The 25563-nt window shown below is 63.7% G+C and carries 16 protein-coding genes; 10 read left to right on the plus strand and 6 right to left on the minus strand.

The features are described 5' to 3' along the window. Positions 1–135 precede the first annotated feature (135 nt). A complete protein-coding gene (locus HYR72_07615) occupies positions 136–5145 on the plus strand; it encodes a DUF4215 domain-containing protein (protein ID MBI1814828.1) in 5010 nt (1669 codons plus the stop codon). A 22-nt stretch (positions 5146–5167) separates the two neighbouring features. Here HYR72_07615 and HYR72_07620 read toward each other — a convergent pair whose 3' ends face one another. After that, positions 5168–6334, minus strand: a complete 1167-nt coding sequence (locus tag HYR72_07620; GenBank protein MBI1814829.1) for a DUF2961 domain-containing protein — start codon at positions 6332–6334, stop codon at positions 5168–5170. Positions 6335–6435: 101 nt separating this feature from the next. Here HYR72_07620 and HYR72_07625 point away from each other — a divergent pair, with 101 nt between their 5' ends. Next, positions 6436–7419 carry an alanine racemase gene (locus HYR72_07625; protein ID MBI1814830.1) on the plus strand — a complete coding sequence of 328 codons (984 nt, stop codon included), beginning with the start codon at positions 6436–6438 and terminating at the stop codon, positions 7417–7419. Between the two features lie 255 nt (positions 7420–7674). Here the strand turns inward: HYR72_07625 and HYR72_07630 are convergent, their stop codons facing one another. Further along, complete coding sequence (locus HYR72_07630; protein ID MBI1814831.1) at positions 7675–8874, minus strand: hypothetical protein; 1200 nt, start codon at positions 8872–8874, stop codon at positions 7675–7677. Positions 8875–8992: 118 nt separating this feature from the next. Between HYR72_07630 and HYR72_07635 the strand changes: the two genes are divergently transcribed. After that, entirely contained in the window at positions 8993–9823 is an 831-nt protein-coding gene (locus HYR72_07635; protein ID MBI1814832.1) for an enoyl-CoA hydratase/isomerase family protein, read from the plus strand. Between the two features lie 17 nt (positions 9824–9840). Here the strand turns inward: HYR72_07635 and HYR72_07640 are convergent, their stop codons facing one another. Continuing rightward, positions 9841–10218 (minus strand): CBS domain-containing protein, encoded by a 378-nt coding sequence (locus tag HYR72_07640; GenBank protein MBI1814833.1) that lies wholly within the window; start codon positions 10216–10218, stop codon positions 9841–9843. A 176-nt stretch (positions 10219–10394) separates the two neighbouring features. Here HYR72_07640 and HYR72_07645 point away from each other — a divergent pair, with 176 nt between their 5' ends. Further along, on the plus strand, positions 10395–11189 hold the full coding sequence (locus tag HYR72_07645) for a glucose 1-dehydrogenase (protein MBI1814834.1): 795 nt from the start codon (positions 10395–10397) through the stop codon (positions 11187–11189). 27 nt (positions 11190–11216) lie between these two features. Beyond that, positions 11217–11957, plus strand: a complete 741-nt coding sequence (locus tag HYR72_07650) for a tetratricopeptide repeat protein (protein ID MBI1814835.1) — start codon at positions 11217–11219, stop codon at positions 11955–11957. 33 nt (positions 11958–11990) lie between these two features. Here HYR72_07650 and HYR72_07655 read toward each other — a convergent pair whose 3' ends face one another. Continuing rightward, positions 11991–12440 (minus strand): CBS domain-containing protein, encoded by a 450-nt coding sequence (locus tag HYR72_07655; GenBank protein ID MBI1814836.1) that lies wholly within the window; start codon positions 12438–12440, stop codon positions 11991–11993. Between the two features lie 776 nt (positions 12441–13216). Here HYR72_07655 and HYR72_07660 point away from each other — a divergent pair. The 4 genes from HYR72_07660 to HYR72_07675 are packed head-to-tail and all read left to right on the plus strand — an operon-like array spanning position 13217 to position 17495. Further along, positions 13217–14179, plus strand: a complete 963-nt coding sequence (locus HYR72_07660; protein MBI1814837.1) for a hypothetical protein — start codon at positions 13217–13219, stop codon at positions 14177–14179. Beyond that, the gene (locus HYR72_07665) at positions 14176–15744 is read left to right on the plus strand and encodes a PAS domain S-box protein (GenBank protein ID MBI1814838.1); all 1569 of its coding nucleotides are present in this window, start codon (positions 14176–14178) and stop codon (positions 15742–15744) included. The genes HYR72_07660 and HYR72_07665 overlap by 4 nt, the downstream gene beginning before the upstream one ends. A 16-nt stretch (positions 15745–15760) precedes the next feature. After that, on the plus strand, positions 15761–16213 hold the full coding sequence (locus HYR72_07670; GenBank protein MBI1814839.1) for a response regulator: 453 nt from the start codon (positions 15761–15763) through the stop codon (positions 16211–16213). A gap of 25 nt (positions 16214–16238) precedes the next feature. After that, positions 16239–17495 carry a response regulator gene (locus tag HYR72_07675; GenBank protein MBI1814840.1) on the plus strand — a complete coding sequence of 419 codons (1257 nt, stop codon included), beginning with the start codon at positions 16239–16241 and terminating at the stop codon, positions 17493–17495. 52 nt (positions 17496–17547) lie between these two features. On the opposite strand, the gene HYR72_07680 is transcribed toward HYR72_07675, so the two are convergent. Together HYR72_07680 and HYR72_07685 are read right to left on the minus strand one after the other, a co-directional pair. Next, positions 17548–18300 (minus strand): methyltransferase domain-containing protein, encoded by a 753-nt coding sequence (locus HYR72_07680; GenBank protein ID MBI1814841.1) that lies wholly within the window; start codon positions 18298–18300, stop codon positions 17548–17550. Between the two features lie 149 nt (positions 18301–18449). Continuing rightward, a complete protein-coding gene (locus tag HYR72_07685; GenBank protein MBI1814842.1) occupies positions 18450–18635 on the minus strand; it encodes a hypothetical protein in 186 nt (61 codons plus the stop codon). 1443 nt (positions 18636–20078) lie between these two features. On the opposite strand from HYR72_07685, the gene HYR72_07690 reads away from it, so the two are divergent. Then, entirely contained in the window at positions 20079–25562 is a 5484-nt protein-coding gene (locus HYR72_07690) for a hypothetical protein (protein MBI1814843.1), read from the plus strand. The last annotated feature ends 1 nt before the right edge of the window (position 25563 follow it).

Below are 25563 nucleotides of genomic sequence, written 5' to 3' on the forward strand. Positions count from 1 at the left end.
TCGCCAAATTCCTTGACGAGGATGACGGGCGCGGGGTAAACACACCACGTCACCTGTTCGACAACTGACATCCTTCGTCGGGTAGCGAGAGCGCCCAGCTAATCCGTAGACACAATCACGTCACAGGAGGGGGCCATGTGGACCGCATCCGAGCGAGCGTGGAGTTCACCGGCATGCAGGAGAACGCGTGGCACGCGCAGCCAGGAGCGGCGCATCAACCCGTTGCGCACGCTGGCCATGCTGCTCATGCTGCCGGCAGCGCTGGCGCGCGCACAGGCGCCAGCTTTTCTGGTCAAGGACATCAATGCGACCATCGTCGGCCCAAACCAGGCGAATCCCACCGGTTTTGTGACCAGTGGGGCGACGACGTTCTTCTACAACCAGGACGCTATCCATCCCTGCGGCCTGTGGAAAACGGACGGCACTGCGGCCAGCACCAGTCTCTTGAAGGACATCTCTGATGGCGCCTGGGTGAACGATTGTTCCCCGCTCGATCAGCCGTCAGCAGCAGCGAACGGCACGGTGTTCTTCGCCGGCGCTGACTCCGTTCACGGCCTGGAGCTCTGGAAGAGCAACGGGACCGCAGCCGGTACCGTCATGGTCGCCGACATCTCCCCTGGCGGCGATCCACAATTCCCCAACAGCTCTAGGCCACGCGAACTGATCTACGTGAACGGCACCCTGTTCTTCTCGGCCGAAGATGGTGTTCACGGACAGGAGCTGTGGAAGTCCGACGGCACCGCAGGCGGCACGATCATGGTAGCGGATATCGCCCCTGGTGTGGCTGGTTCCTACCCCGGCGGGTTCACCAACGTGAACGGCACGCTCTTCTTCGGCGCGGCCAGCGGCTTGTGGAAGACCGACGGCACTGCGGCGGGTACCGTGTTGATCGTGCCCAATATCTATCCAGGGGTGCTGACCAATGTGAACGGCACATTGTTCTTCACCGCGTACGACGGCACGCACGGAGCTGAGCTGTGGAAGAGCAACGGGACCGCGGCTGGCACCCTCATGGTAGCCGACATCTTACCCGGGGCGATTGGGTCGAACCCCTCCTGGCTTACGAATTTGAACGGGACTCTGTTGTTCACCGCCAACGATGGCACGAACGGGCTTGAGCTGTGGAAGAGCGACGGCAGCGAACTAGGCACCGTGATGGTGGCTGATATCTTTCCCGGCGTTGACAGCTACGGCAATCCGCAGAGGTCAAACCCGGGCGGACTGATCAATGTGAACGGCAAGTTGTTTTTCGCGGCCAACGACGGCGTCCACGGGCAAGAGCTGTGGAGCAGCGATGGCAGCGAAGCTGGCACGGTCATGGTGGCGGACATCTCGCCCGGCGTGGACAGCTATGGCAACCCCAAGAGTTCGTTTCTCGACTGGTTCGCCAACGTCAACGGGATTCTGTTTTTCTCGGCGGACGACGGCGTCCATGGACAAGAGTTGTGGAAAAGCGACGGCAGCGAAGCGGGCACCGTCATAGTGAGAGACATCGAGCTTGGTTCGACCGCGTCCTACCCGTCCTATCTCACCAAGCGGCTCGGGACGCTCGTCTTCTTGATGCAGGGCGATCCCAATGGTCCCGAGCTCTGGCTGAGCGACGGCACGGCGGCGGGCACGGTGCGGATCGACAATCCCGTCTTTGGTCCATCGACGGACCATTCCATCCCTCAACCGTTCGCCGACGTGAACGGCACGCTGTTCTTCCTCGCTGATGACGGCACACATGGGATGGAGTTGTGGAAGAGCGACGGCAGCGAGGCCGGCACCAGTCTGGTGAAGGACATCGTTCCAGGACTGGGAGGTCTGGATTCGGGGAGCGGCGACTTCAGCAGCTGGGCCGTCTTGAATGGGACGCTGTTCTTTGCCGCTTATGATCAGACCAACGGGAGCCAGAGCCAGCAGCTGTGGAAGACCGACGGCACCGAGGCCGGCACCTCGATTGTAAGGAACATCTACCCTGGTTCGGTGGGCGGTGTGGTCAACGTCAACGGCACGCTGTTCTTCTCCGCCAACGATGGGGTTAACGGGCAAGAACTCTGGAAAAGCGACGGCACTGACGCGGGCACCGTCATGCTGGCCGACATCTACCCGGGAATGGATCCCTACGGAAATCCGGGTAGCTCGCGTCCTGGTGGGATGATCAACGTCAACGGTTTGTTGTTCTTCAATGCGAACGACGGCGTCCACGGCCAGGAACTGTGGAAGAGCGACGGCACCGCCACTGGCACCGTCATGGTCGCCGACATCTCTGCGGGGAACGACAGCTCCGGCAACCCGCTTAGTTCGTACCCGAACACGATGATCAACGTGAACGGCACGGTGTTCTTCATCGCGGACGACGGGGTCAATGGCCGAGAACTGTGGAGGAGCGACGGCAGCGAGTCCGGCACCGTCATGGTGGCGGATATCTTCCCGGGCAGCACCAGCGGCTACCCCAACAGTGCTGATCCCCAAAACCTGCTCAACGTGAACGGCACGGTGTTCTTCACCGCGAACGACGGCGTCCACGGTTACGAGCTATGGAAGACCGACGGTACGGCGACGGGAACCGTGTTAGTCGCCGATATCTACCCGGGGACTAGCAGCGGCGGATACCCCTACGGCTCATTCCCGAGCGCGCTGCTCAACGTCAACGGCACGTTGTTCTTCTCGGCAAATGACGGCACCCGCGGGCGGGAGCTGTGGAAGAGCGACGGTACCGCCACTGGCACTGTTATAGTCGCCGATATTTTCCCGGGCACCAGCAACTACGGTGGCTTTCCCAATTCCTCGTATCCCTCAGAGTTGATCAACTTGAACGGTACAGTGCTGTTCACCGCCGACGACGGCATCCACAACCTGCAGTTGTGGACGAGCGACGGCACCGGCGCCGGTACGGCGATGCTCGCCAACCTCGGCTACCAGGCGAATCCGTTTACCCTCACCCGTTCGGGTGGCTTCGTGTTCTTCAACGCGGACGACTCGACTCACGGCCAAGAGCTGTGGGCAGTTCCGGTCTCCGCACTCACGGCGATCTGCGGCAACGGCATCGTCGAGGGGCTGGAGGAATGCGACGACGGCAACACCGTCGAGACCGACACGTGCCTCACTACCTGCGTCCTCAATCCAGCCTGCGGGGATCTCACCGGCACATGGACCGACAGCGTCGCGGGTTTGCGCTGGAACTTTGTCGAGGAGGGAGGCGGGAGTTTTCACACGGTTTCCAATCTCTCGGTTCAATTCCTCCAGCCCGTTGGCTTTACCGACAACGGCCGGCGTGTCGGGACGACTGTCAACTGGCCTCCGGCGGCCGATCCCGGCGTTTGGGCGACCTGCGACACCATCGTCTTCGCCGATTCAGTGTTCACGCGCCTGAGCCGGCAGGCGTGCGGCGACGGCGTGGTGGATCCCGGCGAGCAGTGTGACGACAACAATCTCGCCAATAGCGACGGCTGCAACCTGTACACCTGCGTCCCGCAGCCGAACGATCTGTTCAATCCGCCCGGATTCATCAGCTGTCAACTGTGCGTGACGATCCCCGCTGGCTGCGGCAACGGGATCCTCGAACCGGGCGAAGCCTGCGACGACGGCAACGCGTACGGCTTTGACACTTGCGAAGCGGATTGTACACTACCCCGCTGCGGCAACGCCGTTCTCGATGACAGCGAACGTTGCGACGACGGCAACCTCATCGACGGTGACGGCTGCTCGTCCACTTGCCAATCCGAGGGCGGCCCCAGCCTCTGTGGCAACGGGTTCCTGAACGACGGCGAGCGGTGCGACGACGGCAACAACATCGGCGGTGACGGCTGCGAGCCGGATTGTACGTACACGCCGGTGAGCGGGTCGGTCGGTAACGGCGGGACGATCACGACGGACCACGCGGGAAACGGGGCGACCCCTGGCTTCCCAATTCAGGCTTCGGTGACAACCCCCAATGCAGGCACCGTGTCCATCACCGCCGAGCCATCCAGCGCCGCGCCAGTACCAGGCCATGTCGTCATCGACTTGCAGTTCCACATCACGGCGCCACCAGCCGCCGCAAACGACCCGCTCGTTCTCGTGTTCCAAATCGACGCGTCGCGCCTACCCGCGGGGATCGATCCGAGCGTGATCGAGATCTTCAAAGATGGCGTTCCCGTCCCAAATTGTACCGGTGCGGCCGGCGTCGCCTCACCGGACCCATGCGTTTCCGACCGAGCGTTGCTCATGGATGGGGATGTTCAGATCACCGTGTTGACCTCGTCGGCGAGTACCTGGACATTCGCCGTGCCGTCGCACGACTCGGTTGTCGAATTGGTCAGTCCGCAAACCCTCACCGTCCGGATTCGCGCCGGTCAGTCCCCGGTGAGCAAGCAAGTGCGAGTAAGCGTTCGCAACGCCGACGTGCTGCTCGCAACGGAGCAGCTCGGCCACGTGATCCAGTTGAGCGCTGGCAGCGCCGACTGTCCCGCAGGTACGATCGTCGGTCGACCCGACTTCCAGTCGTCTGACGCTGGCGATCAAGATATTGTGGCACTCGCTGGCGGTAGGTCGAAGACGGCGGTGGTAACGTTGAGTATTTCCGGTGCCTTCAACAGCGTCAACCGCAAGGCACCGCACCGCTGCACGCTCAGCTTTACCGCCACAACGGTTGTTCCGTTCGGCGCGCCCGATCCGACACCAAAGAACAATACGGTGACGTTGGAGTTGAACGTGGTCGACGAAACGGACCCCGAACAGACTACTGCGATCGTCCACGAAACAGTTCTCGCAAGTGTCGCGAAGCTACATGTAAGCATCAAGCGGGGCGCAACCCCGGTGCTCCGGAGCGTCCGAGTGGCGGTGGGCAATGCCGACTATCGGCCGAAGGCGGAGGCGGCCGATCAGCACTTCATCACGGTGACTACCTCGGATGGCGATTGTCCGCCGGGAACCGTCGGTGTAGCTGATATGGATCCGAAGACGCCGGGGGTGCAGAGCACGATGCCGGTGAAGGGCGGCAGTACGCGAAGCGGGACGGTTCCGATCGTGATTGATCCCCTGCTGTTTGCGACCACTAATGCCGCGTCCCCCACGCGATGCACCGCTCAGATCACCGCTACCGGTCCGAGTGGCGATACCGACGGTAGCAACAACACCACGAGGTTTGTAATCGATGTAATTGACCGCAACGACTTTTGACCGCCTCGACGAGTGAAGGTGATCACCCGCCCGCGAACATCGCTTCGAACGGATGCGGCTGTTCGTATGGGCGGCGCGCGATGTCGGCGAGTGCGGCGGCGAGGTCGAGGCGCGGCACTGGTTGCGGTTCACGGCAGTAGACGTAGGCGGTGGCGCAGTAGTCGTCGACGCGCTCGGCGATGCCGCGTGCGAGAACGCTCGGGCGCGGGTTGCGTTCCCAGCCCGCGCCCGCGGCGGGATGGCGCCGTGCGTAGTGCGCGAACTCCGCGTCCTGACCCGCGGCGAACAACGCGTAGCCGATCTGCTGGATGGTAACGCGCAGCTCGCGCGCGTAGACGATCGGGTCGGCAAGATGCCAGCGATAGAAGCCCACGAAGTCGGGATTCAGACTGCCGGCCGGATCGCGCACGTCGAGCGGGGTGCCGGCATAGTGCGCCGCGTGGGCACCCATTCCCCAAGCGGTGCCGACGTAGTCTTCGAGGCCGGTGCCGCAGATCGTCGGCTGCGCACCGTCGCCGTCGCGGTAGACTTTGACTTCGCCCTCGCCGTACCACACGCCGGTATCGATCACGCGCACGCCGACGTTGCAGCCGAGGAACCGCCCGGGTCCGTGCAAGTTCTCGGCGATCACAAAGTCGCGCTGCAGCGTGGTCGGATTCTCGCGACGAAAGGCGGCGTGCAGATAGCCGGCATCGTCCGCCACCGCGCCGAGCGTGTAGTCGATCTGGTAGTACAGCGGCAGTGGTCGCTCACTGCCGTTGGTCAGCTCGACGCGGACGCGCTGGCGAAAGGGCATCGGAAAATACGCGTTGAAGCCGCGCCCTTCGTGCAGCGACACCAGCGCCGAATCGAAGGCGACGGGTCGCCCGTGCGCAACGCCGAAGAAATCGACGCACGGCACCGAGACGCTCGGCTCGCCGGCACCGTCGTAGAACACGTCCAGCCATAGCGCCCGCATGATCTCCGGGGGTGCCGGCGGGAACGTCATCCAGATGTGCCGAATCGTTCCGGGCCCGGCGAGATCGGCGAGCACCACGCGCTCTCCCGCTTTGAGCACGCGCGACGGCGCGCCCTTGCGCCCGCCGTGCGCCGAACCGCCGGCGCCGCGCGCGCCCGTCGGGTTCTCGAACGTCACCGCACGACAATCGAGCGACAGATCGATCTTGGCAGCGTCAGCGATTTCAGTCATCACAGTTCACCCGTCCTATATCGACAGCGTCGGCACGGTCCTGTAGAGCGCTTCCGACCGCCGGTAGCCGCTGCCAGCGACGCACTCATTAGAGGACTACGATGACGATCTATGACCTGCAAACCCCCGCGCTGCTCGCCGACACGGACGCGCTCGAACACAACCTTTCAACCATGGCCGCGGCCCTGCCCGGCCCGCACCTGCGCCCACACGTGAAGGCGCACAAGTGTACGGCGCTGGCGCGGCGTCAGCTCGCGCACGGGCATCGCACGTTTACTTGCGCCACGATCCGTGAAGTCGAAGGCCTCGCCGCCGCCGGTCTCGGCGAAGATTTGCTGCTCGCCAACGAAGTGCTCGACGCGCGCCGACTCGGCCGACTCGCCGCGCGTGTCACCGTCGCTGTCGACTCGGCGGCCACCATCACTGCGGCCACTGCCGGAAACGTTCGCGAAGTCGTCATCGACGTCAACGTCGGACTGCCGCGCTGCGGTTGTCTGCCGGCCGCTGCCGGGGGACTTGCCGATCTGGCGCGCAAACAGGGACTGCTGGTGCGCGGCGTCATGGGCTACGAGGGACACGTCGTCGGTCTCGACGACCGCGCCACCCGCACGCGTTTGTGTGAAGAAGCCATGCAGCAGCTACTGGCGGCGCACGCCGACGTCGGCGGCGAGCTGATCTCCGCCGGAGGCACCGGCACGTACGATTGCAACACCTGGGCGAGCGAGATTCAGGCGGGCTCGTACGTCTTGATGGACACCGCGTACGGCAAACTGAATCTCCCGTTTCGCCGCGGCCTGAGCGTGCTCGCCACCGTGATTTCAGTCTCCGCCAGCTTTGCCGTCGCCGATTGCGGATTGAAGGCGCTCGGCATGGATCACGGCAATCCGTCGATCGATGACGCCAAGGTGTGGTTTTGTTCCGACGAGCACATCACCTTCGCCCCCGAGCGGACGGTGACGGTTGGCGATCGCATTCGCGTATGGCCCGCGCACATCGATCCGACCGTTGCGTATCACGAGCGATTGGTGGTCGTGACCGGCGAGGAGGCGCTCGACACCTGGTCGATCGATCTGCGCGGTTGGTGATATCGCGCGACTCGTTCGGTATCTCCTCTAATCCTGATGTAACAAAAGATCGGGCGAATCTGGGAGGGCGAGCCTTCCGGCGAGCCGCTGGCGCGGTGATGGTGCGGCGGCTCGGCGGGAGCCTCGCCCTCCCAAACCCTCATTCTCAACGCGGAGACGCTGAGAAGAGCCGAGAAACCCTCTGTGGTGCTGCTCCGCAATCCTCTGCGTCCCTGCGCCTCTGCGTTGATCCTTGTTCTGTCAGATCAAGACCAACTACGGCTGCGCCTGCAGCGTAATGTCAGCGTTCTCCGCCGCCAATGTATGTTCGAGGAATGCGCGGGCGCGTTGATCGTTGCGCAAATAGGCATCGAAGAACGGCAGAATGGCGAGGCGCTCGAGCGCGAGTTGACGAGAAGGCCGCATCGCGCGCGGGCGGGGGGTCGGATCGGCACACCCTGGCGGGCAGTCGCCCATGATGATGCCGGCGTCGGCGCCGCCGAGCAGATCTGTAAAGCTCGGCCCACCGTCATCGCCGTGCGTCCCGCCGCCGAGCGCTTTGCAACCGACGTCGTCGGGATTGCGCAAGTTCTCGAACAACAGCACCCCCGCACTGGTGAATCCGGTGTGCGAAGCGTCGGCGAGGGTCGCGAGGTACTTGGGCGTATTGGCTTGGCTGAAACCGAAGACCGCATTCTGTTGATAGGGAACGATCGCGTCGATGCTCCCGTGCACAATCAACAACGGGACGTGACGGTCGCCGTAGAATTTCGAACCGAAGAAGCATGCCATACCCGCAATCGGCGCCGCCGCGCGCACGCGCGGATCACGCAACGTGGGATGAAAAGTAGCGAGGAAGGTCGTCGAGCCGCCGAGCGACAAGCCGGTGAGTCCGATGCGATCCGGATCGATGGCGCCGGCGAAGAAACTGTGACTATCGGCGCTGAGTGCGAGCAGTCGATCGATGAGAAAATGCACATCACCGGGTTGGTTGACGAGATCGCGAGCATTCGGCCCGCCGGGCGTGTTCAAGTTCGTCAGCGGGAAGTCCGCCGACGCCACGATGTAGCCGTAGCTGGCGAGATGCTGCGCGAGGGCGGTCCCGCCGCCGCGCGTGTCCATGAAGCCATGACTGTAAATGATGAGCGGGTGACGCGTGCCGCCCCGCCGCAAAGGCGCGTCGCGCGCTTCGTCATCGGTCGCACCCGGCTGCGACGGATCGGTGGGATACCAGATCTCCGTGGGTAACGTGCGCGACGGCAAACCGGGAACGTTGCCGTTGGCCATCGTCGAGCGGCTGGTGTCTTCGAACTCGCTAGTTGTGACCCCGACACCCTCGGGACCGCGCTGCAGCAACGCCGCGGTGGTGAGCGGCGGAGCGCTGCTCGGCTGGTCCGAATCGCCGCAGCCGAACGAAACCGCAACCACCGCCGCCAGCAACACGTTGCGCGCGCTGGCGATCGTCCCTCTATTCATGCCGCGCTGACTATTCGAGCGGGGCAAGTGAGTCAACGAACAAGCGAGCAGCGGCCTGGTTGCAGTCGCGCGATATCCGGGGTACGCGCTAACCACATCTCGATGAGAGGATGAGCCAATGAACTACGATCAAATTCTTTACGACGTCACCGATCGTGTGGCGACCATCACGTTGAACCGACCAGAAAAGTTGAACGCGTGGACGATGCGCATGGGCGCGGAGGTGCGCCACGCGATGGTGCAAGCCGATCGCGATGATGGCGTACGCGTGATCATCGTCACCGGTGCGGGCAAGGGCTACTGCGCCGGCGCCGACATGAACATGCTGCAAGGGTTGCAACAAGGCGGCAGCGAGGCCGGCGCCGACGCGGGCGACGGCAGCTTGCACGTCGACTTCGACGCCAGCCTGCCGGCGGCGTTCCGCGGCGAGTACAGCTACCCGCTCGGTCTGCACAAGCCGGTCATCGCCGCCGTCAACGGTATCGCGGTCGGGCTCGGCCTCTCATACATGCTCTACTACGATATGCGGATCGCTTCCGAGCGCGCGCGTTTCGGCACGATCTTCTCCCGCCGCGGCTTGGTCGCCGAGCACGGCAGCGCCTGGCTGCTTCCCAAGCTCATCGGCATGAACAACGCCTGCGATCTGTTGTACTCGGGCCGCATCGTGACAGCTGAGGAAGCGCAGCGCATGGGTTTGATCAACCGCGTGGTGCCGCACGACGCGTTGCTGAGCACTGTACGCGAGTTGGCCACCGAGATGGCAACACTATGCTCGCCGCGTTCAATTCGACTGATGAAGCGCCAGCTCTACGGCGATCTGTTCGTCGACCTCGGCGCCTCGATTCAGGAAGCCGACACCGAGATGGTCGCCAGCTTCACCACCGCGGACTTCAAGGAGGGCGTCGCGTCCTTCGTGCAGCGTCGTTCGCCGCGATTCACGGGCCGGTAGTCGTCTCGCGCGGCGCACTATTGCGACCGCGGCCGCAGCAGCACGCGCAAGAGATCGCTCTCGGTGATGATCCCCATCAATTTGCCGGCGTCGTCGGTGACCGGCAGACCGCCGACCTTGCGCTCCAGCATCAGTTTGGCGGCGGCCTCGACCGGTTCGTCGGGACCAATCGTGAACGGCTGCTCCACCATCGCGGCGTCGACGCGGGTGGTCGGCAGGTAGCCGGCGAACGGGCGCAAATCACCTTGCGCTAGCATGCCGATGAGCGCGCCCGACACGTCGAGAACCGGCAACCGTCGATAGCGGCCGCGGATCATCTTGTCCTGCGCCAGCGCGAGCATGTCGCGCGGGCTAATGGTTTGCGGATTCGCGGTCATCCAGTCCCGAACGGTCATCGTAACGTTGCCTCCGCCAGCGGTTGCCGGCTTCGATGAGCGAGCAGCAGCATGCGTGCCGTGCGTCCCGGCTACGCAACCCACGGAAATCGACGCGCCGAAAAAGCTATGGCGTAGCGAATTTCGGAATGTTACTTTCGCCTGCGAGAAGACTCGGAGCACGGGGGGAATCTAAAATGGGACGATTCGAGGGCAAGGTCGGCTTCGTCACCGGCGGCGGCACCGGGATCGGGTTCGCCTGCGCCGGTGCGATTGTCGCCGGCGGCGGCCGCGTGATGCTCGCCGGGCGCCGCGCCGAGATCGTCGGCGAGGCCGCCCGCGCGCTCGGGAAGGCAGCGTCATGGATCGCGTGCGATGTCACCGACGACGCGTCGGTCGCGGCCGCCGTCGCCACCACGGTCGAACGGTTCGGACCGCTGCGGCTCGCCGTCAACGCGGCCGGCGGCGGCTCGATTGGCAGCGTGCTCAACGCCACCACCGAAGAGTTCGCGCAAACGATCGACACCAATCTCATCGGGGTCTTTCGTTGTTTGCACGCCCAGGCGCGCGCGATGAAGGCAGCCGGCGGCGGCAGCATCGTCAACATCAGTTCGATCGCCGGCGCGCTCACTCACCGCTGGATGACCGCCTACTGCGCGTCGAAAGCGGCGGTGAACATGCTCACCCGCTGCGCCGCCGACGATCTCGGCGAACACGGCATCCGCGTCAACGCCGTCATGCCCGGGCTCGTCCCGACTGACTTGGCCGCGCCCTTGACCAATGCCGAGGAGGCAGTGGCCGACTACTTGCGTTGTATGCCGTTGTCGCGGCTCGGCACAACCGAGGACGTGGCGAACGCCGTCAGCTTTCTCTTGAGTGATGACGCCGCGTGGGTGACCGGCCAATGTCTCGGCGTCGACGGCGGGCATACGATTCGGCGCGGTCCCGAACTGGTCCCGCTGTTTCGCCATATTCTCCCCGTGGAACGCTGACCTTCGTCACGAGGTGCGGGTCAAACGATGTCGTCATCGAAATTCGCAGCCACGGCTCTGATTGTCGTGGTAATCATGGGCGCGGCGTGTTCCCGTGATCTGTCGGCTCGGCGCGCGGCCGGATCACCCGACGACATCGCGTGGCAAGAGACCAACGACGCGGGGCAGGCCGCGTTCAAGCAAGGGCGCTACGAAGAAGCCGCGGCGCTGTTCAATCGCGCCGTCACGCAAGCCGCGCCCTTCGGTCCCAACGACGGCCGCCTCGCCACCAGCCTCAACAACGTCGCTGCGGTCGACCGCGTGCAGCACAAATACGCCGAGGCGGAGACGCTCGACCGCCAAGCACTAGAAATCCAGGAACGCGTGCTCGGCCCCAACCACTTGTTCGTTGCGACCACGCTGCTCGCACTCGCCGACAGTTGTCGCGCCCAAGGGCGCTACGATGACGCCGAGCCGCTGGTGCTGCGCGCACTAGTCATTCGCACAAAGTCGCTCGGCCCCGACCACACCGATGTGGCGGCCGCCCGCTTCGCGTTGGCGCAGATCTACGCCGCGCAAGGACGCTACGAAGCCGCCGCGCCCCTCTATGCGGAGACGCTCGCCACCTACGAGAAGAACCTCGGACCCAATCACGCGGCCGTCGCGCGTGTGCTCGACAACTACGCCGCCCTGCTGCGTCGCAGTCCGCGCGCCGCCGAAGCCGCCGCGCTCGAAGCGCGCGCGCAAGCCATTCGCGCCAGCCAACCCGCACCGCATCCAACCCACTGAGATGCGAGCGCGGTCGAGGGGCGCCTCGAACCCTCAGTCCGATTCCAATTCCGGCAGCTCGGCCTTGGTCTCGGCCACGTCGAGCAGCCGCGCGAGGTAGCGTAAGCAATCGCCCTCGCTCAATAGACCGACGATCCGATCGCCCGCGATCACCACGACGCACCCGATCTTCTTGTTCAACATCATCTCGACCGCTTCGCGCAGCGGCGCGGTCGGCTGCACGCTGAACACCGCGGCGGTCATGACTTCCCGAATCTTCACCTTCGCCAGCCACTCCCGCTCGGTGGAGGAGCGAAACTGCAGCACCGACGAAATCGCCGCGCGAAAGAGATCACGCTGCGACAGAATGCCGACCAGCTTCCGATCCGAGACGATCGGCATGTGGCGGATGCGTCCCAGCCGCATGATGTCGTCAGCAAGATCCAACGTATCGGACGCATCGAGCGTCACCACTTCGGTCACCATCAAGTCACGTACGAGCATGGTCGCTGTAGTTTCCAAGATGTGTGCCGCGATGAGTTCGCGCCGGCGAACCCGAGTGATGTGTTCGACTCCGCTGTATTTCGCAACCCAATAGCGACACTGCTTCCCGACTTTCGGAAGCGCATCGTCAGTGCTGCGAAGTTGAGTAGATGCTTGACACGCCGCCTGATGCAAACTCCCTTGACTGAGTAGATCAAGAGGGTGACACTCTGTGTTGGTACCACTCAGCGAACAAAGACAGTCGGATGACCGTGTCCGAGCGAGAACTGACAGCTTCACCACATCAGTTGAACGCCGCTTTCCCCACGCGTGCGAACGACCGCGTCGCAACCCGTTCGTGGGCTGAGCGTGCGATCACCATCGGTATCGCCCTCGCCTTCACAACGATCGGAGCGATCGCGATTGTTTCCTACCGCGCCATCGACCGGCTCGTGAACGACGCGGCGTCCGTGGCGCGCACTCGCGACGTACTGCAAGCCTCCTATGAGCTGCGGGCGACCCTCACGCAGGCGCAGAGCGGCTATCGTGGGTACGCCGCGACCATAAACGAGCGCTTCTCGCAACCGTTCGCTACCGCCGTCGAGCAAGTCGACGAACAAGTTGCCCGCCTGCACCGTCTGACCGCCGACAATCCCGCGCAACAGCATCGTCTCGATACGCTGAAACCGCTCGCCGCCTCGCTGCTCGCCTTTGGCCGGGAAGTGATGCAGACGACCAAGGCGCGGGGCCTGGGAGCAGCGGCCGAGTCACTCGCTACCGCGCGCGGGCTGACATTGATGGACGAGATCAGTGCGCTGCTCGCCGAGTTGAACGCCGATGAAGACTCCTTGCTCGCAGTCCGCACCGCAGCCTCGCAGGCGAGCCGGCAACAGACAATGGTAGCGTTTTTCGGTCTCACCATCTTGGCGCTCGTGATGCTGGGCATCGTGGCCTTCGTAACCACCCGCGACATCGGCCAGCGCAAACGGACGGAAGCTGCGCTGCGTCGCGGGCGCGACCAACTGGAAATTCGGGTGGCGGAGCGCACCGCCGAGTTGGCCCGCTCCAACGTCGAACTGGAGCAGTTCGCCGCGGCCGCGTCGCACGATCTTCAGGAGCCGCTGCGCAAGATTCAAACGTTCGGCGAACGGCTGCTCGCGAGGCACGCCGACGCACTTGTGCCCGAGGCGCGCGACTACGTCGATCGCATGCGCAACGCCGCCGGCCGCATGCAGGCAATGATCAACGCATTGCTGACCTTCTCGCGCATCACTACCAAAGCGCAAGCTTTTGAGTCGATCGACCTCACCGTCGCCGCCCGCGAAGCGGTTGCGGATCTCGAAACCCGCATCGAACAAGCGCACGGCCGGGTCGAGGTCGCGCCCTTGCCCCACGTCGACGCCGACCCCACCCAAATGCGGCTGCTACTGATGAATCTGATCGGAAACGCGCTCAAGTTTCATCGCCCCGACACGCCCCCCGTCGTTCGTCTCTGCGCCAACGGAGCCCTCGCAGATTCGGGGACGATAGCGATTGCGGTGGCTGACAACGGTATCGGTTTCGACGAGCGGTACAGCGATCGCATCTTCACGATGTTCCAGCGCCTACACGGGCGCGGGGAATACGAGGGTACCGGTATCGGTCTCGCCATCTGCGCCAAGATTGCCAAGCGCCACGGTGGTACTATCACCGCGCGTAGCGCACCCGGCGAGGGTGCAACGTTCATCATCACCCTGCCGGTTCACCAGGATCGCTCATGAATACCGACGAACAGGCCGGGAGCGCACAGCATGGAGGCGAACGAGCACTGCGCCAGAGCGAAGCCCTTACGCGCGCGATCCTCGATGCAGCCGTCGATCCGGTCATCACCATCGACGAGCACGGCAACGTGCAATCATGGAATCCCGCGGCCGAACGTTTATTCGGCTACGCGGCCGCCGAGGTCATCGGTCACAACGTCAACATACTGATGCCGTCGCCCTACAGCGAAGAACACGATCAGTATCTGGCCAACTATCGCCGTACCGGTGAGCGTAAGCTCATCGGCATTGGCCGCGAGGTCATCGGCCGGCGCAAAGATGGTACGCTCTTTCCGCTCGATCTCGCCGTCGGCGAGGCGCACATCGGCGATCAGCGCATCTTTACCGGCATCATTCGCGACATCACTGCACGCAAGCAGGCCGAGAACGGCCTGCGCCAGAGCGAAGCCCGCACGCGAGCGATCCTCGATGCTGCGGCCGATCCCATCATCACCATCGACGAGCACGGCAACGTGCAATCGTTCAATCCCGCAGCCGAGCGCCTGTTCGGCTACGCGGCCGCCGAGGTCATCGGTCGCAACGTCAACATGCTGATGCCGTCGCCCTACAGCGAAGAGCACGATCAGTATCTGGCCAACTATCGCCGCACCGGCGAGCGCAAGATCATCGGCATTGGCCGCGAGGTCCTCGGCCGGCGCAAAGACGGGACCCTCTTTCCGCTCGAACTCGCCGTCAGCGAGGCGTACATCGGCGAGCAGCACATCTTCACCGGCATCATTCGCGACATCACCGAGCGCAAGCATCGGGAAGACGAGTTGCAACGGAGTCTGGCCGAGCTGGCGCGCTCCAATCGAGAGCTGGAACAATTCGCCCACATCGCCTCGCACGATCTCCAGGAGCCGTTGCGAAAGATCCAATCGTTCAGTGACCGGCTGATCAGCAAGTACGCCTCGGCTCTCCCGGATGAGGCTCGCGACTACCTGACACGCGCCGGCGATGCCGCGAACCGCATGGGGACACTGATCGACGACCTAATGTCCTTTTCCCGCGTCACCGCCAAGACGCATCCGTTCACCAGCGTCGACCTCAACATGGTGTTGCGAGGCGTGGTCTCCGATCTCGAGACTCGCCTCGATCAAACGCAGGGCCGAATCGAGACCGAGGAGTTGCCAACGATCGAGGCCGATCCGATGCAGATGCGCCAACTATTCCAGAATCTGCTCAGCAACGCCCTGAAGTTTCATCGCCCCAACGCGCCACCGGTCGTTCGCGTCTTCACCGACGAGACCGCGTCGACACCCGATTCGGCGACGATCCTGATCGCCGACAACGGGATTGGCTTCGAAGAGAAGTATCTCGACCGCATCTTCACCATTTTCCAACGACTGCGCGTCCGCAGTGAGTATCCGGGAACCGGGCTCGGGTTGGCGATCTGCCGGAAAATCGTCGACCGTCATCAGGGCGACATCACCGCGCGCAGCACCCCCGGCCATGGGGCGACCTTCGCTGTGACGCTGCCACTGCGACATCGCAGCGACGAGCGCGGCTCCACGCTGGGCTCGTGAGCATAGGAGGTAGTCGATGAAAGGCAACCGCACCAGCATCACGATTGTGATGGCCGACGATGACCAGGAAGACTGCATAATGACCCGCGATGCCTTGGCCGAGAGCCGTGTCGTAAATGATCTCCGCTTCGTCCAAGACGGGGAGGAGTTGATGGACTATCTGCTTCGCCGCGGGTCGTATGAGGCTCTTGGCGCCGCCCCACGCCCGGGCTTGATCTTGCTCGATCTCAACATGCCACGGAAGGACGGGCGCGAAGCCTTGCGCCAAATCAAAGGCGACGCCCAGTTGCGCGACATCCCGATCGTGGTGCTCACCACCTCCAAGTCCGAGGAAGACATCCTGCGCAGCTATACCAGCGGAGCCAGCTCGTTCATCACCAAGCCAGTCACCTTTGGAGGTTTGGTCGAAGTGATGAAGACCCTGGGCCAGTACTGGTTCGACATCGTCGATCTGCCGATGCAGCCATAGCGCGCTTGCCAGAAGGAGTTGCCCGATGGCCCACCCAACGTCCGCGGCCCACAACTTCGCCAATCGGGCACCACCGACGGCGACGAGCAACCGCCCGGTGCGCGTACTGCTGATCGAGGACGATCAAGACGACTACATCCTCACGCGTGACCTGCTCAACGAGATCGATGGGGAGCGCTTCGATATCGAGTGGGTGCCTGACTACGAAGGTGCGCACGCGGCGCTGGTTCGCCAGGAGCATGACGTGTATTTGCTCGACTATCGCCTGGGTGATCACAGCGGCATCGAGTTCTTGCGCGAGGCCGAAGCTCTCGGCTGTCAGGCGCCAGTGATCGTCCTCACCGGCCAAGGCAGCCGCGATGTCGACCTCGAGGCCATGCAAGCCGGTGCGGCCTACTACCTCGCCAAAGCCAGGATTGATGCGCCGTTGTTGGAACGCACCATTCGCTACGCGTTGCAGCTGCGCCAGGTCGAAGACCAAGTGCGTCGCCTCAATGCTGAACTCGAAGAACGTGTGCACGAGCGCACCACGCAACTGGAAGCCGCCAACCAGGAATTGGAAGCCTTCAGCTATTCGGTGTCGCATGACCTGCGGGCGCCGCTGCGGGGGATCAGCGGATTCAGCAAAGCCCTGATGGAAGACTACGCCGCGCAGCTTGACGAGCAAGGCCAGCACTACCTCAAGCGCATCAACGCCGCCGCCACGCGCATGGGCGATCTCATCGCCGACCTGCTGTCGCTGGCGCGCGTCACGCGCACCGAGATGACGTATCGCGCGGTCGATCTCAGCGCCTTGGCGCAGGACATCCTCGCCGAACTCCGCAACGCCAATCCCGATCGCCGCATCGACTTGATCGTTGCCCCCAATATCACCGCTCGCGGCGATGCGCTTCTCCTCCGGACCGTGATGGAGAACCTACTCGGCAATGCCTGGAAGTACACCGGCAAGCAGCCGTCCGCGCGCATCGAATTCGGAGTGCTGAATGCGGAGTTTGGAATCGAGCGAGTTGGACCGTCCGCGTCGGACACTCTGTCTTCCGAACTGTGCGCTCTCCATTCGCCAGTGTTTTTCGTCCGTGACGACGGTGCCGGGTTCGATATGAAGTACGCCGCCAGACTCTTTGGCGCATTCCAACGTCTGCACAATAGTCGAGAATTCGAGGGCACGGGAGTCGGGTTGGCAACCGTGCAACGAATCGTTCGCCGCCACGGCGGCCGGGTGTGGGCCGAGGCGGCCGTCGGCCGCGGCGCCACGTTCTACTTCACGCTGCCGCCAGTCTAGTCATCGCGATCACGGGCAGTTCGTCGGACCGTAGGCCGATAGCGTCGCCGGGTCACGGCTTGGTTGCCGCGAAACGCAACCGCACGTAGTCGGCGGTCCACTGACCTTGGGCGTCGCACAGCGCCGGGCGCGCGGCCTCTCTGACTTCGTCGATGAACGCGGCGCGCTCGGCTGCCGGCAACACGGCGGTGAAACTCTCAGCGAAGGTTTCGAGCCAGCCCGTGATGTCTCCCGGCAATGGCGTTGGGCGCGGAATGAGCGCGAGGTAGTTCACGACGAACCCACCAGCCCTGAGTCGCTGGCCGTAGTCCTCAGCGGTCGGAAAGTACCAGGGGTTCGCGGCGGCGCCATCGACCCCGCGGCGATCGAGCGCGGCGACCAGCGCGCGGGCGATAGTCGCCACGCAACCATTTCCACCGAACTCGGCGACAAACCGTCCGCCCGGTTTGAGCGCGCGCCCGACGCCGGCGATCACGTCGTCGGCGCGCCGCATCCAGTGCATCGCCGCGTTGCTGAAGACCGCATCGAATTCGTTTTCGAAGCTCAAGCGCTCGCCGTCCATCACCTGCGCATCGAGTCCGCGGGCGCGCGCTGCCGCGATCTGCTCGGCGCTGCCGTCAACTCCGACGACCGCGCAACCCAAGGCAACGAGCTTTTCGGTCAATGCACCATCACCACAACCGAGGTCGAGGATGCGTTCGCCGGCTTTCGGCGCGAGCAACTCCACCACCGGCATGCCGAGGTCGGCGACAAAGCGCGCGTTGCGCGCATAGCGTTCCGGATCCCACGTCTGCTGCGTTGTCATAGACTCCTATGTGTGTTCCGTCTTAGCGCGGGCTTCGCCCGCAGTCCAAGGTTGAAAGTCCAAAGTCGAAAGTGGCTGGCAGAATGTTTCTCGCAGCGCCGGCTTTGCGCAAGAAGTCGACTCTGCACAAAAGGTCGGTTTGGAGGGCGCTACGTCTCGGAGTTGAAGGACACCAACCACCGCACGGCGGTCTCCTCTTCGTCAAAGACCGCGACGGCCTCCATCGCGTCCTTGAGAAATGTCTTCACCACGACCCTGGACGCACTCCGGGCCTGCATCGTGGGCGCATAGTACGCGATCGCTGAGAACAGCTCTGCGGTCTTTGGTGCCAACATCTGTAGTGCCCCGAAGGATGGGGAGTAGGAATGGCTCCGATCAATCAGCAACGGAACCCTTTCCCCCGAAGAAAACGCACGGCCGCCGTGAGAAGCTCAGCCGCCTCTTGCTCCGTCGTCTCGTGATTCGGGCTCGGCTGTAGGTGCAGAATGCGCTCACCCCGCCACCACACAACGCCCGCAACCGATCTGAAAATTTCAGTCTTCATATGGACGGAAGCCGTAGCGACCAAGCCATGCCTGTCGGCCAAAACATGGGCGACGCGCGGGCTAGGCATCTCCTCCCGAAAGGGCTGGAAGCTTATTCAGCCGCGAGCGCCCCGAACCGGCGCGTCGTCCCGACCATACCTGCGCACGAGACTTGATCAAAGGCAAAGCTTGACTCGAACGAGTGGACGGCACTAAACACACCCGGCGGCGCAGAGAGCTGCGGCTCGCTGGACTACACACCGTGGCTGTTCCCGATCTTGATGCCGAAGCAACCCTGAAGGCGGACTCTGACGAACTCCGTCAGATCATCGCCCTTCGTCCTGCCGCCAGCCGGCCGCAGACGGCACCGCGCAACGCGACGCAAGCGCTGATGCTCGCCGTGCTCGAGGGTGGTATCCGCGACTATCTCGGTGCTGGGTCGGTTGTTCGGGCAGAAGCTGAGCACTGGATGCAAAGTGAGAAGCGCTGGCCCTTCGCTTTCAAGGTCATGTGCGAAACGCTCGGGCTCGAATCGAGCACGCTGCGGACCGCGCTCCGTGAGCTACGCGCTCGTAGTGCCGGTCCGAAGGCCATCGGCCGGAATCGGCCCAATGCCGGGTACGTCCGTCGGCTGCGAGCGAGGACTTCCAACCGCCATCTTCCTCCAACCCGGTGACGGCCTCATCAAAGATGGTCGTGGTCGCCCATGACAATGAGCGGCGCATGAAATGCCACAGGTGCGATCGGGAAGTGCAGGGCGACCGTCGCGGGAGTCAAGAGCGGGCGTCCGGCGCGAGGGTCTTCGTGCAGCACTTTGAGTGCGAATGTGGCGAGGCATGGGACATGGACATGCCAATCTCCGATGATCCCGCTGGGCAATTGATGATGCGACGCGCCTAGCTTGCGACTGCAAGGCCAGATAGCAAGAAGCGGCGGTCGGAGATCGCCAGGAAGGTAGCGCAGGTGCGGTGCACGTACCGATGAAGTGCACCGGTTCAAGCTGGGCGCCGGCACGATCGTGGACGCGACGTCATTCGGCGGCGTACAGCAGTTCACCGGCGACCTAGGTTTTCGCGATCGTCTCGCTCAGCGTAGACAGCACCCCGCGCGAATGCCACGACCGCCACCGATTGTCGGCGCAATGAGGGAGCGTAGAAGAATGTTGCTCGAGATGAAGAGAATTGTCTTGACATAGTACGACACGACGAACTATGTGCGCGCCTCCCGCGACAACGCGCGAGAGCAGGAGGGGCAGTGCGCAGTCACCGGATCGATGCGAGCACTCAACGGGTGACCGCCGGCCGTAGCCGAGTCGCATTGCGTGTGCTCATCATCGCCGCGCTGGCCGCTGCGCTCGTGGCGGTGATCGCGCCGATAACTGCTCACGCCGTGGTGGTGCAACCCGAAGAGCTTCCTACCTGCGATAGTAGCGCACCGCCGTGCGAGCTGGCCGAACTCCGTGGGGAGATGACTTCGGTTGCACAACTCGCCAACGGGCAACGGGTGCTGGTGAGCGATCAGTTACCCCGTAATTGGCAAGACGCGCAGGGACATTGGCAACGTGGCGTCCGTCAGTTTCACGCCGACGGCAGCGATGACCTGGCCGATCAATGGCCGGGATTCGTCGTGCGTTACTCGGCGATTGAGGGCGATGCGCAGACCCTCGGTGTCGTCTCGTACGCACTGCGCGACGCGACGGGTGGGATGACCTGGTTGGTCGGGCGCCCCGCGGTAGACGCGAACCCGACGTCGACGATTGTGGCCGGCGGTCTGGCGTGGACGCTGATGCTCGACCGCGACGGGCAACACTGGACGAGCGAAGCGGTGAATGCGCCGCGCGGTGTCACCACTGTGGACTGGCCGTACGAGCTGAGCGGGATGTGGGAGCCGTTCACCGTCGACCCCGACGGTGACGCCGTGAACTCGTTCTGGCGTGTCTCGCAGCCACGGATCGTCGGCGCGGACGGCACCGAGGTCCCATGTACGTGGCAAGCGGCGATCTTCCCCCAACGCTTGGTCATGGCGTGCGATGACTCGTCGTTGCCCGAGACCGCACTGCCGTACGTGATCGATCCGGTGTTCGGCCCTGGCAATCCGGGTACATGTGCTGAGGACGCTGCGAATGGCGAAGCCACGGCGTGGGGTGGGGAGACTCATGCTCTGAGCAGCGACAATTTGTGGGCAACGGCGTTGGTGGCGCCGGGGAACACATCCCGTTTCCTCAAGTGCACCAACTTTGGCATTGGTCCCGGGAATCTGCCCTACGACGCGACGATCACACAGACCCTCGTGCGCGTGGAACGGCACTGCCAGGCGGCGGCGACTTGTCAGACCAATGCGATTCGTCTGGTCAAGGACGGTATCGTACAAGCCACCGAGCACGTCGACGATCCGACGGCCGACTGGCCCGCCACCACGGACGCGACGAAAGACTATGTCTTCACCGACAACGCGTTGAACCCATGGGACTGGACGCAAACGGGCGCGGGCGTCGCCATGGCGGTGCACAACCAAGCCACGTCGTCGCGCTATGCCTACGTCGACGTGATGCAGTTGCAACTCACGTACACGGCGCCTTCCACCTCGAACGGGATCGGATGGGAGAGCGACACGATGGAGGCGGGTCAGTCGGGAGTTAGCATCGCGTCGTCCGGCTGCGCCAGCGGCGCGTATTGCGTCAGCCTGGTGCCCGGTGGTGGCATAGTGTGGAGCGGTGCGGGCTACGGTACAACCGGGGCGCGCGCGTCTGCCCGCTTCAAGTTGACCGCGTGGCCTGGTCCCGCCGGCGAGGCGGATATTCACTTGCTGGATCAGCCCGGTGGAATCTATGCGCGGGCGTTCGTTCGCGGCAGCGACCAGTCGCTACGACTACAGGCCAATTCGGTCGATTGCCCGACCGCCTTCAGCACCACCGTGCAGTTGAACACGTGGTACCGGCTGGAAGTGCGCGCGACCAACGGTCCGAGCGGCGTCTTCCAGGCGTGGCTCTATGCAGAGAATGGGACGCTGCTCGAAGCGGTCACCGACTGCGCGGCGAGTTTTGCTGTCTCACCGAACTACACCGTGGGGGACTACCTCGGCACCCGCGACGCGACCGCGGCGCTGATGATCGACGACTTCTACGCGAGCTACGACGATACGCAGCCGATCGGCAACATGCGGATCGTGAACCTGCGCCCCACGGCTGACGCCACCCCGAACGCCTGGACGGCGAGCGGCTGTACGAGCGGTCACTACGATTGTCTGGATGAACTTCCGCCTGACGGCGACCCGACACGGCTGACCAGCACGGTGACCGGTCAGCAAGAACTCTTTTCTCATACCAGCGCCGACACCGCCGGCATTACCGAGCCGATTGCGTGGGTGAAATTCTGGGACCGCGGGAACGGTCGCGTCGACACGCTGATGGACGGCAAGCCGTTTTTCGGGTGGTTGAATCGCGGCAGCAACTACACCACGACGTTTCGGGATCCCACCACAGTGCGCCCTTACGACGCGGCGCCGTGGACGCCGGCCACGCTCGATGCGACCCAAATCGGCGTTGCGGTCTACGACACCACCACCTCACCGATCAAGGAGACGGCGCTCGGGTTGATGGTGGCGTACGCCGCGCCGACCGCTACGCTGACCGCAACGCCGACGAGCACGACGACCAATACGGCAACGCAAACGTACACGGTGACGAACACGCCGACCCGCTCGTACACGCAGACGAATACGGCGACGCGGACCAATACCGTGACCGTCACCGCGACCGTCACAAATACGCCGACGCGGACCTACACGCAGACGAATACGGCCACGATCACGAACACCGCGACACGGACCTACACACTGACGAGTACGCCGACGGATGCGCCAACGGACACCCCGACTGCTACGGTGACGCCGACCGACACACCGACTCCAACTCCGACCGACACACCGACCGCCACCGCGACTCCGACTGACACGCCAACTCAAACGCCAACCGACACCCACACGGCTACCGCGACCCCGACCGATACGCCCACCGCGACTCCATCGGACACTCCGATCGCAACACCACCCGCGACACCAACCGAAACGCCGACGGCGAGCCCAACGGCGAGCGAGACGCCCACGAGCACCGCGACGCCCGCCGCGCTGCTGTCGTGCGCGCAGAGCGATCTTGGCAACGCAATCCCAATCGAGGTACCCGGCAGCACGGCCGGGCAGTCGAACGCGATGGTCGGCGCGAGTTGTGGCGATTTCAACAATCAGGCGCCGGACTTCACCTACCAGTGGATCGCGCCCGAGAGCGACACCTATACGTTCACTCTGGCGGCGTTGACCTTCGATGCCATTCTCTCGATCCGCGGCACGGCGTGCGACGGCGCAGAACTGGGTTGCAAAGCCAACTTCACCGACCCTGAGTCGGCAACGCAATTTGATCCGATCACCTTGACGTTGAACGCTGGCCAGATGCTCGCGATTACCGTCTATGGCTCCGGGAGTCAGAGCGGGAGCTATCAGTTGATCATAAACGCTTCACTACACCCGACCGTGACCCCGACCCCGACCCCAACGGTGACTCCGACCCCGACGCCTGGCGACTGCTGCGAGGCTAACACAACGGCCGGTTGCGATGATTCGACCTGTGCCGCGTGCGTGTGCGAGTTGGACTCCTTCTGCTGCACCTCGCAATGGGACGGGCTGTGCGCCGTCGAGGCCAGTGACGGGTGCACGCTGATCTGCACGTGCGCGATGGGCACACCGACACCTGGTGGCGTTGCGACCGCTACGCCGGCACCGCCAACACCGACACCGACCGCTGGACCTCCGGGAGACTGCTGCGTCGAGAATCTCAGCCCAAGTTGCGATAACTCGGCGTGTGCATCGTGCGTCTGCGCCCTCGACTCGTTCTGCTGCGACGTGCAGTGGGACAATGCCTGCGCTGCTGAGGCCGGCGACCAATGCGCCGCCACGTGTTCATGCGCAGGGCAGCCAACCCCAACTCCCGACCTGGGTTGTGTGCAGACTGATCTGGGCAGTACGGTTCCAGTATCCGTGACCGGCACGACCGTCGGTGGAGCCAATGCTTTGGGCGGCGCGGCATGCGGCGAGGGCGGTGACACCGCTCCGGACTTCACTTATGAATGGACCGCGCCGGCCGACGGTGCCTATGTGATCGAAACACTCGGCTCCGCATTCGACACGGTCCTGTATGTCCGCGATGGGGTGTGCAACGGTCGCGAACTCGCCTGCAATGACGATACGAACGGCAGCATGCAGTCGCAGATCAACGTCCAGCTCGTAGCGGGTCAGACGGTGATCATCGTGGTCGATGGATTCGGCGACGCCGCGGGCACGTTCCAGCTCTCGATTGCCGAAGCGCCCGAACAAGACCCGACTCCGACGCCAACGCCATTCGTCCCACCGACCGCACCTCGCGTTGTCATCGAAGCTCCCGCAGATGGAACCTATACGAACAGTTCACTGCTCACTGTGACGGGCACGGCATCTGCAGCCGACAGCGTCGTTGTGAACGAGGTGGGCGCCACATTGGTCGACGAAGCGTTCTCCGCGAACGTTCCGCTCGTCGAAGGCATCAACGCCATCACGGCGACCGCAACAGCCGCCAATACCTTGCCAGCGAACTATCGCATCTACGTCGTGCTCGACACTGAGCCGCCGCCGGCTCCGGTCCTCCGCCTCATTGCCATCGGCACACGCAGCAATGCTCCGGCTACGGTGCACGGCCTGCCGGGAAGCGTGGAAGCCAAGAGCTCGGTAACGGTTACCAATCAACGGACGAGCGAGAGCGCGGAGGCCGATGTGGACTCGGATGGGGAATTTGCGGCGACGCTCGCCGCGCAGAACGGAGACGACCTCTCGATCGTGGTGACGGACCGCGCCGGCAATAGCGGTCCTCCGGGCATGCTGCACGTAGGGACGTTGAGCGTCGCCATCACCACGCCCGGCGATGGAGCCAATGTGGCCGGTGGACCGATTGCGGTTCACGGGACGATCCCCACCGCGCCGAATATCGGAGTCGTGGTGAACGGGCTGAGTGCCCTGGTCGAAAGTGGGACGTTCATCGCTCCCAGCATTCCTATCGTACTGGGCAGCAACGAAATTACGGCGACCGCCACCAACCTGCGCGGTGATAGCGCGACCACCAGTGTAACGATCACGGCTCAATCCGCGACGACGGGGTTGACGCTGTCGGCCACACCGAACAACGGCCCGGCGCCGTTGTTCGTGACGTTCAGCTATCAATTCAGCGGTGCGATGCAGACCCTCAGCATCGACTTCAACGGTGACGGTGTCGCCGATTTCACTACCGCCAACGCCGAGCGGGCGTTGCACTACGTGTACTCGGCGCCGGGTACCTACGAGGTGCGGTTGAGTATCACGGATAGTCAAGGACAGCTCTCGGTCGCCACGACAGACGTGCAGGTCGTTGATCCGGCGACGATGGATGCGCTGTTCCAGAGCATCTGGACCGCCATGACCAGCGCGCTGGCGGCAGGAGACAAAGAGGCAGCGCTGGGGTTCCTGACGTCGAGTGCGCAAGAGAAGTACGGGCCGGTGTTCGAGGCGCTGCTGGCAAACATGCCAAGCATTGTGGCCTCGTATTCGCCCTTGCAGCGCGTGTCGCTGGCACCTGAAATCGGCGAATACGGCGTCAACCGCACCATCGACGGGCGCGACCGCATCTTCTTGGTCTATTTCCTCCACGGAAGCGATGGCGTGTGGCGCATCGAAGCGATGTGAG

This window comes from Deltaproteobacteria bacterium (genome assembly GCA_016178705.1).
In the GTDB taxonomy this organism is placed as follows: Bacteria; Desulfobacterota; Binatia; order HRBIN30; family JACQVA1; genus JACOST01.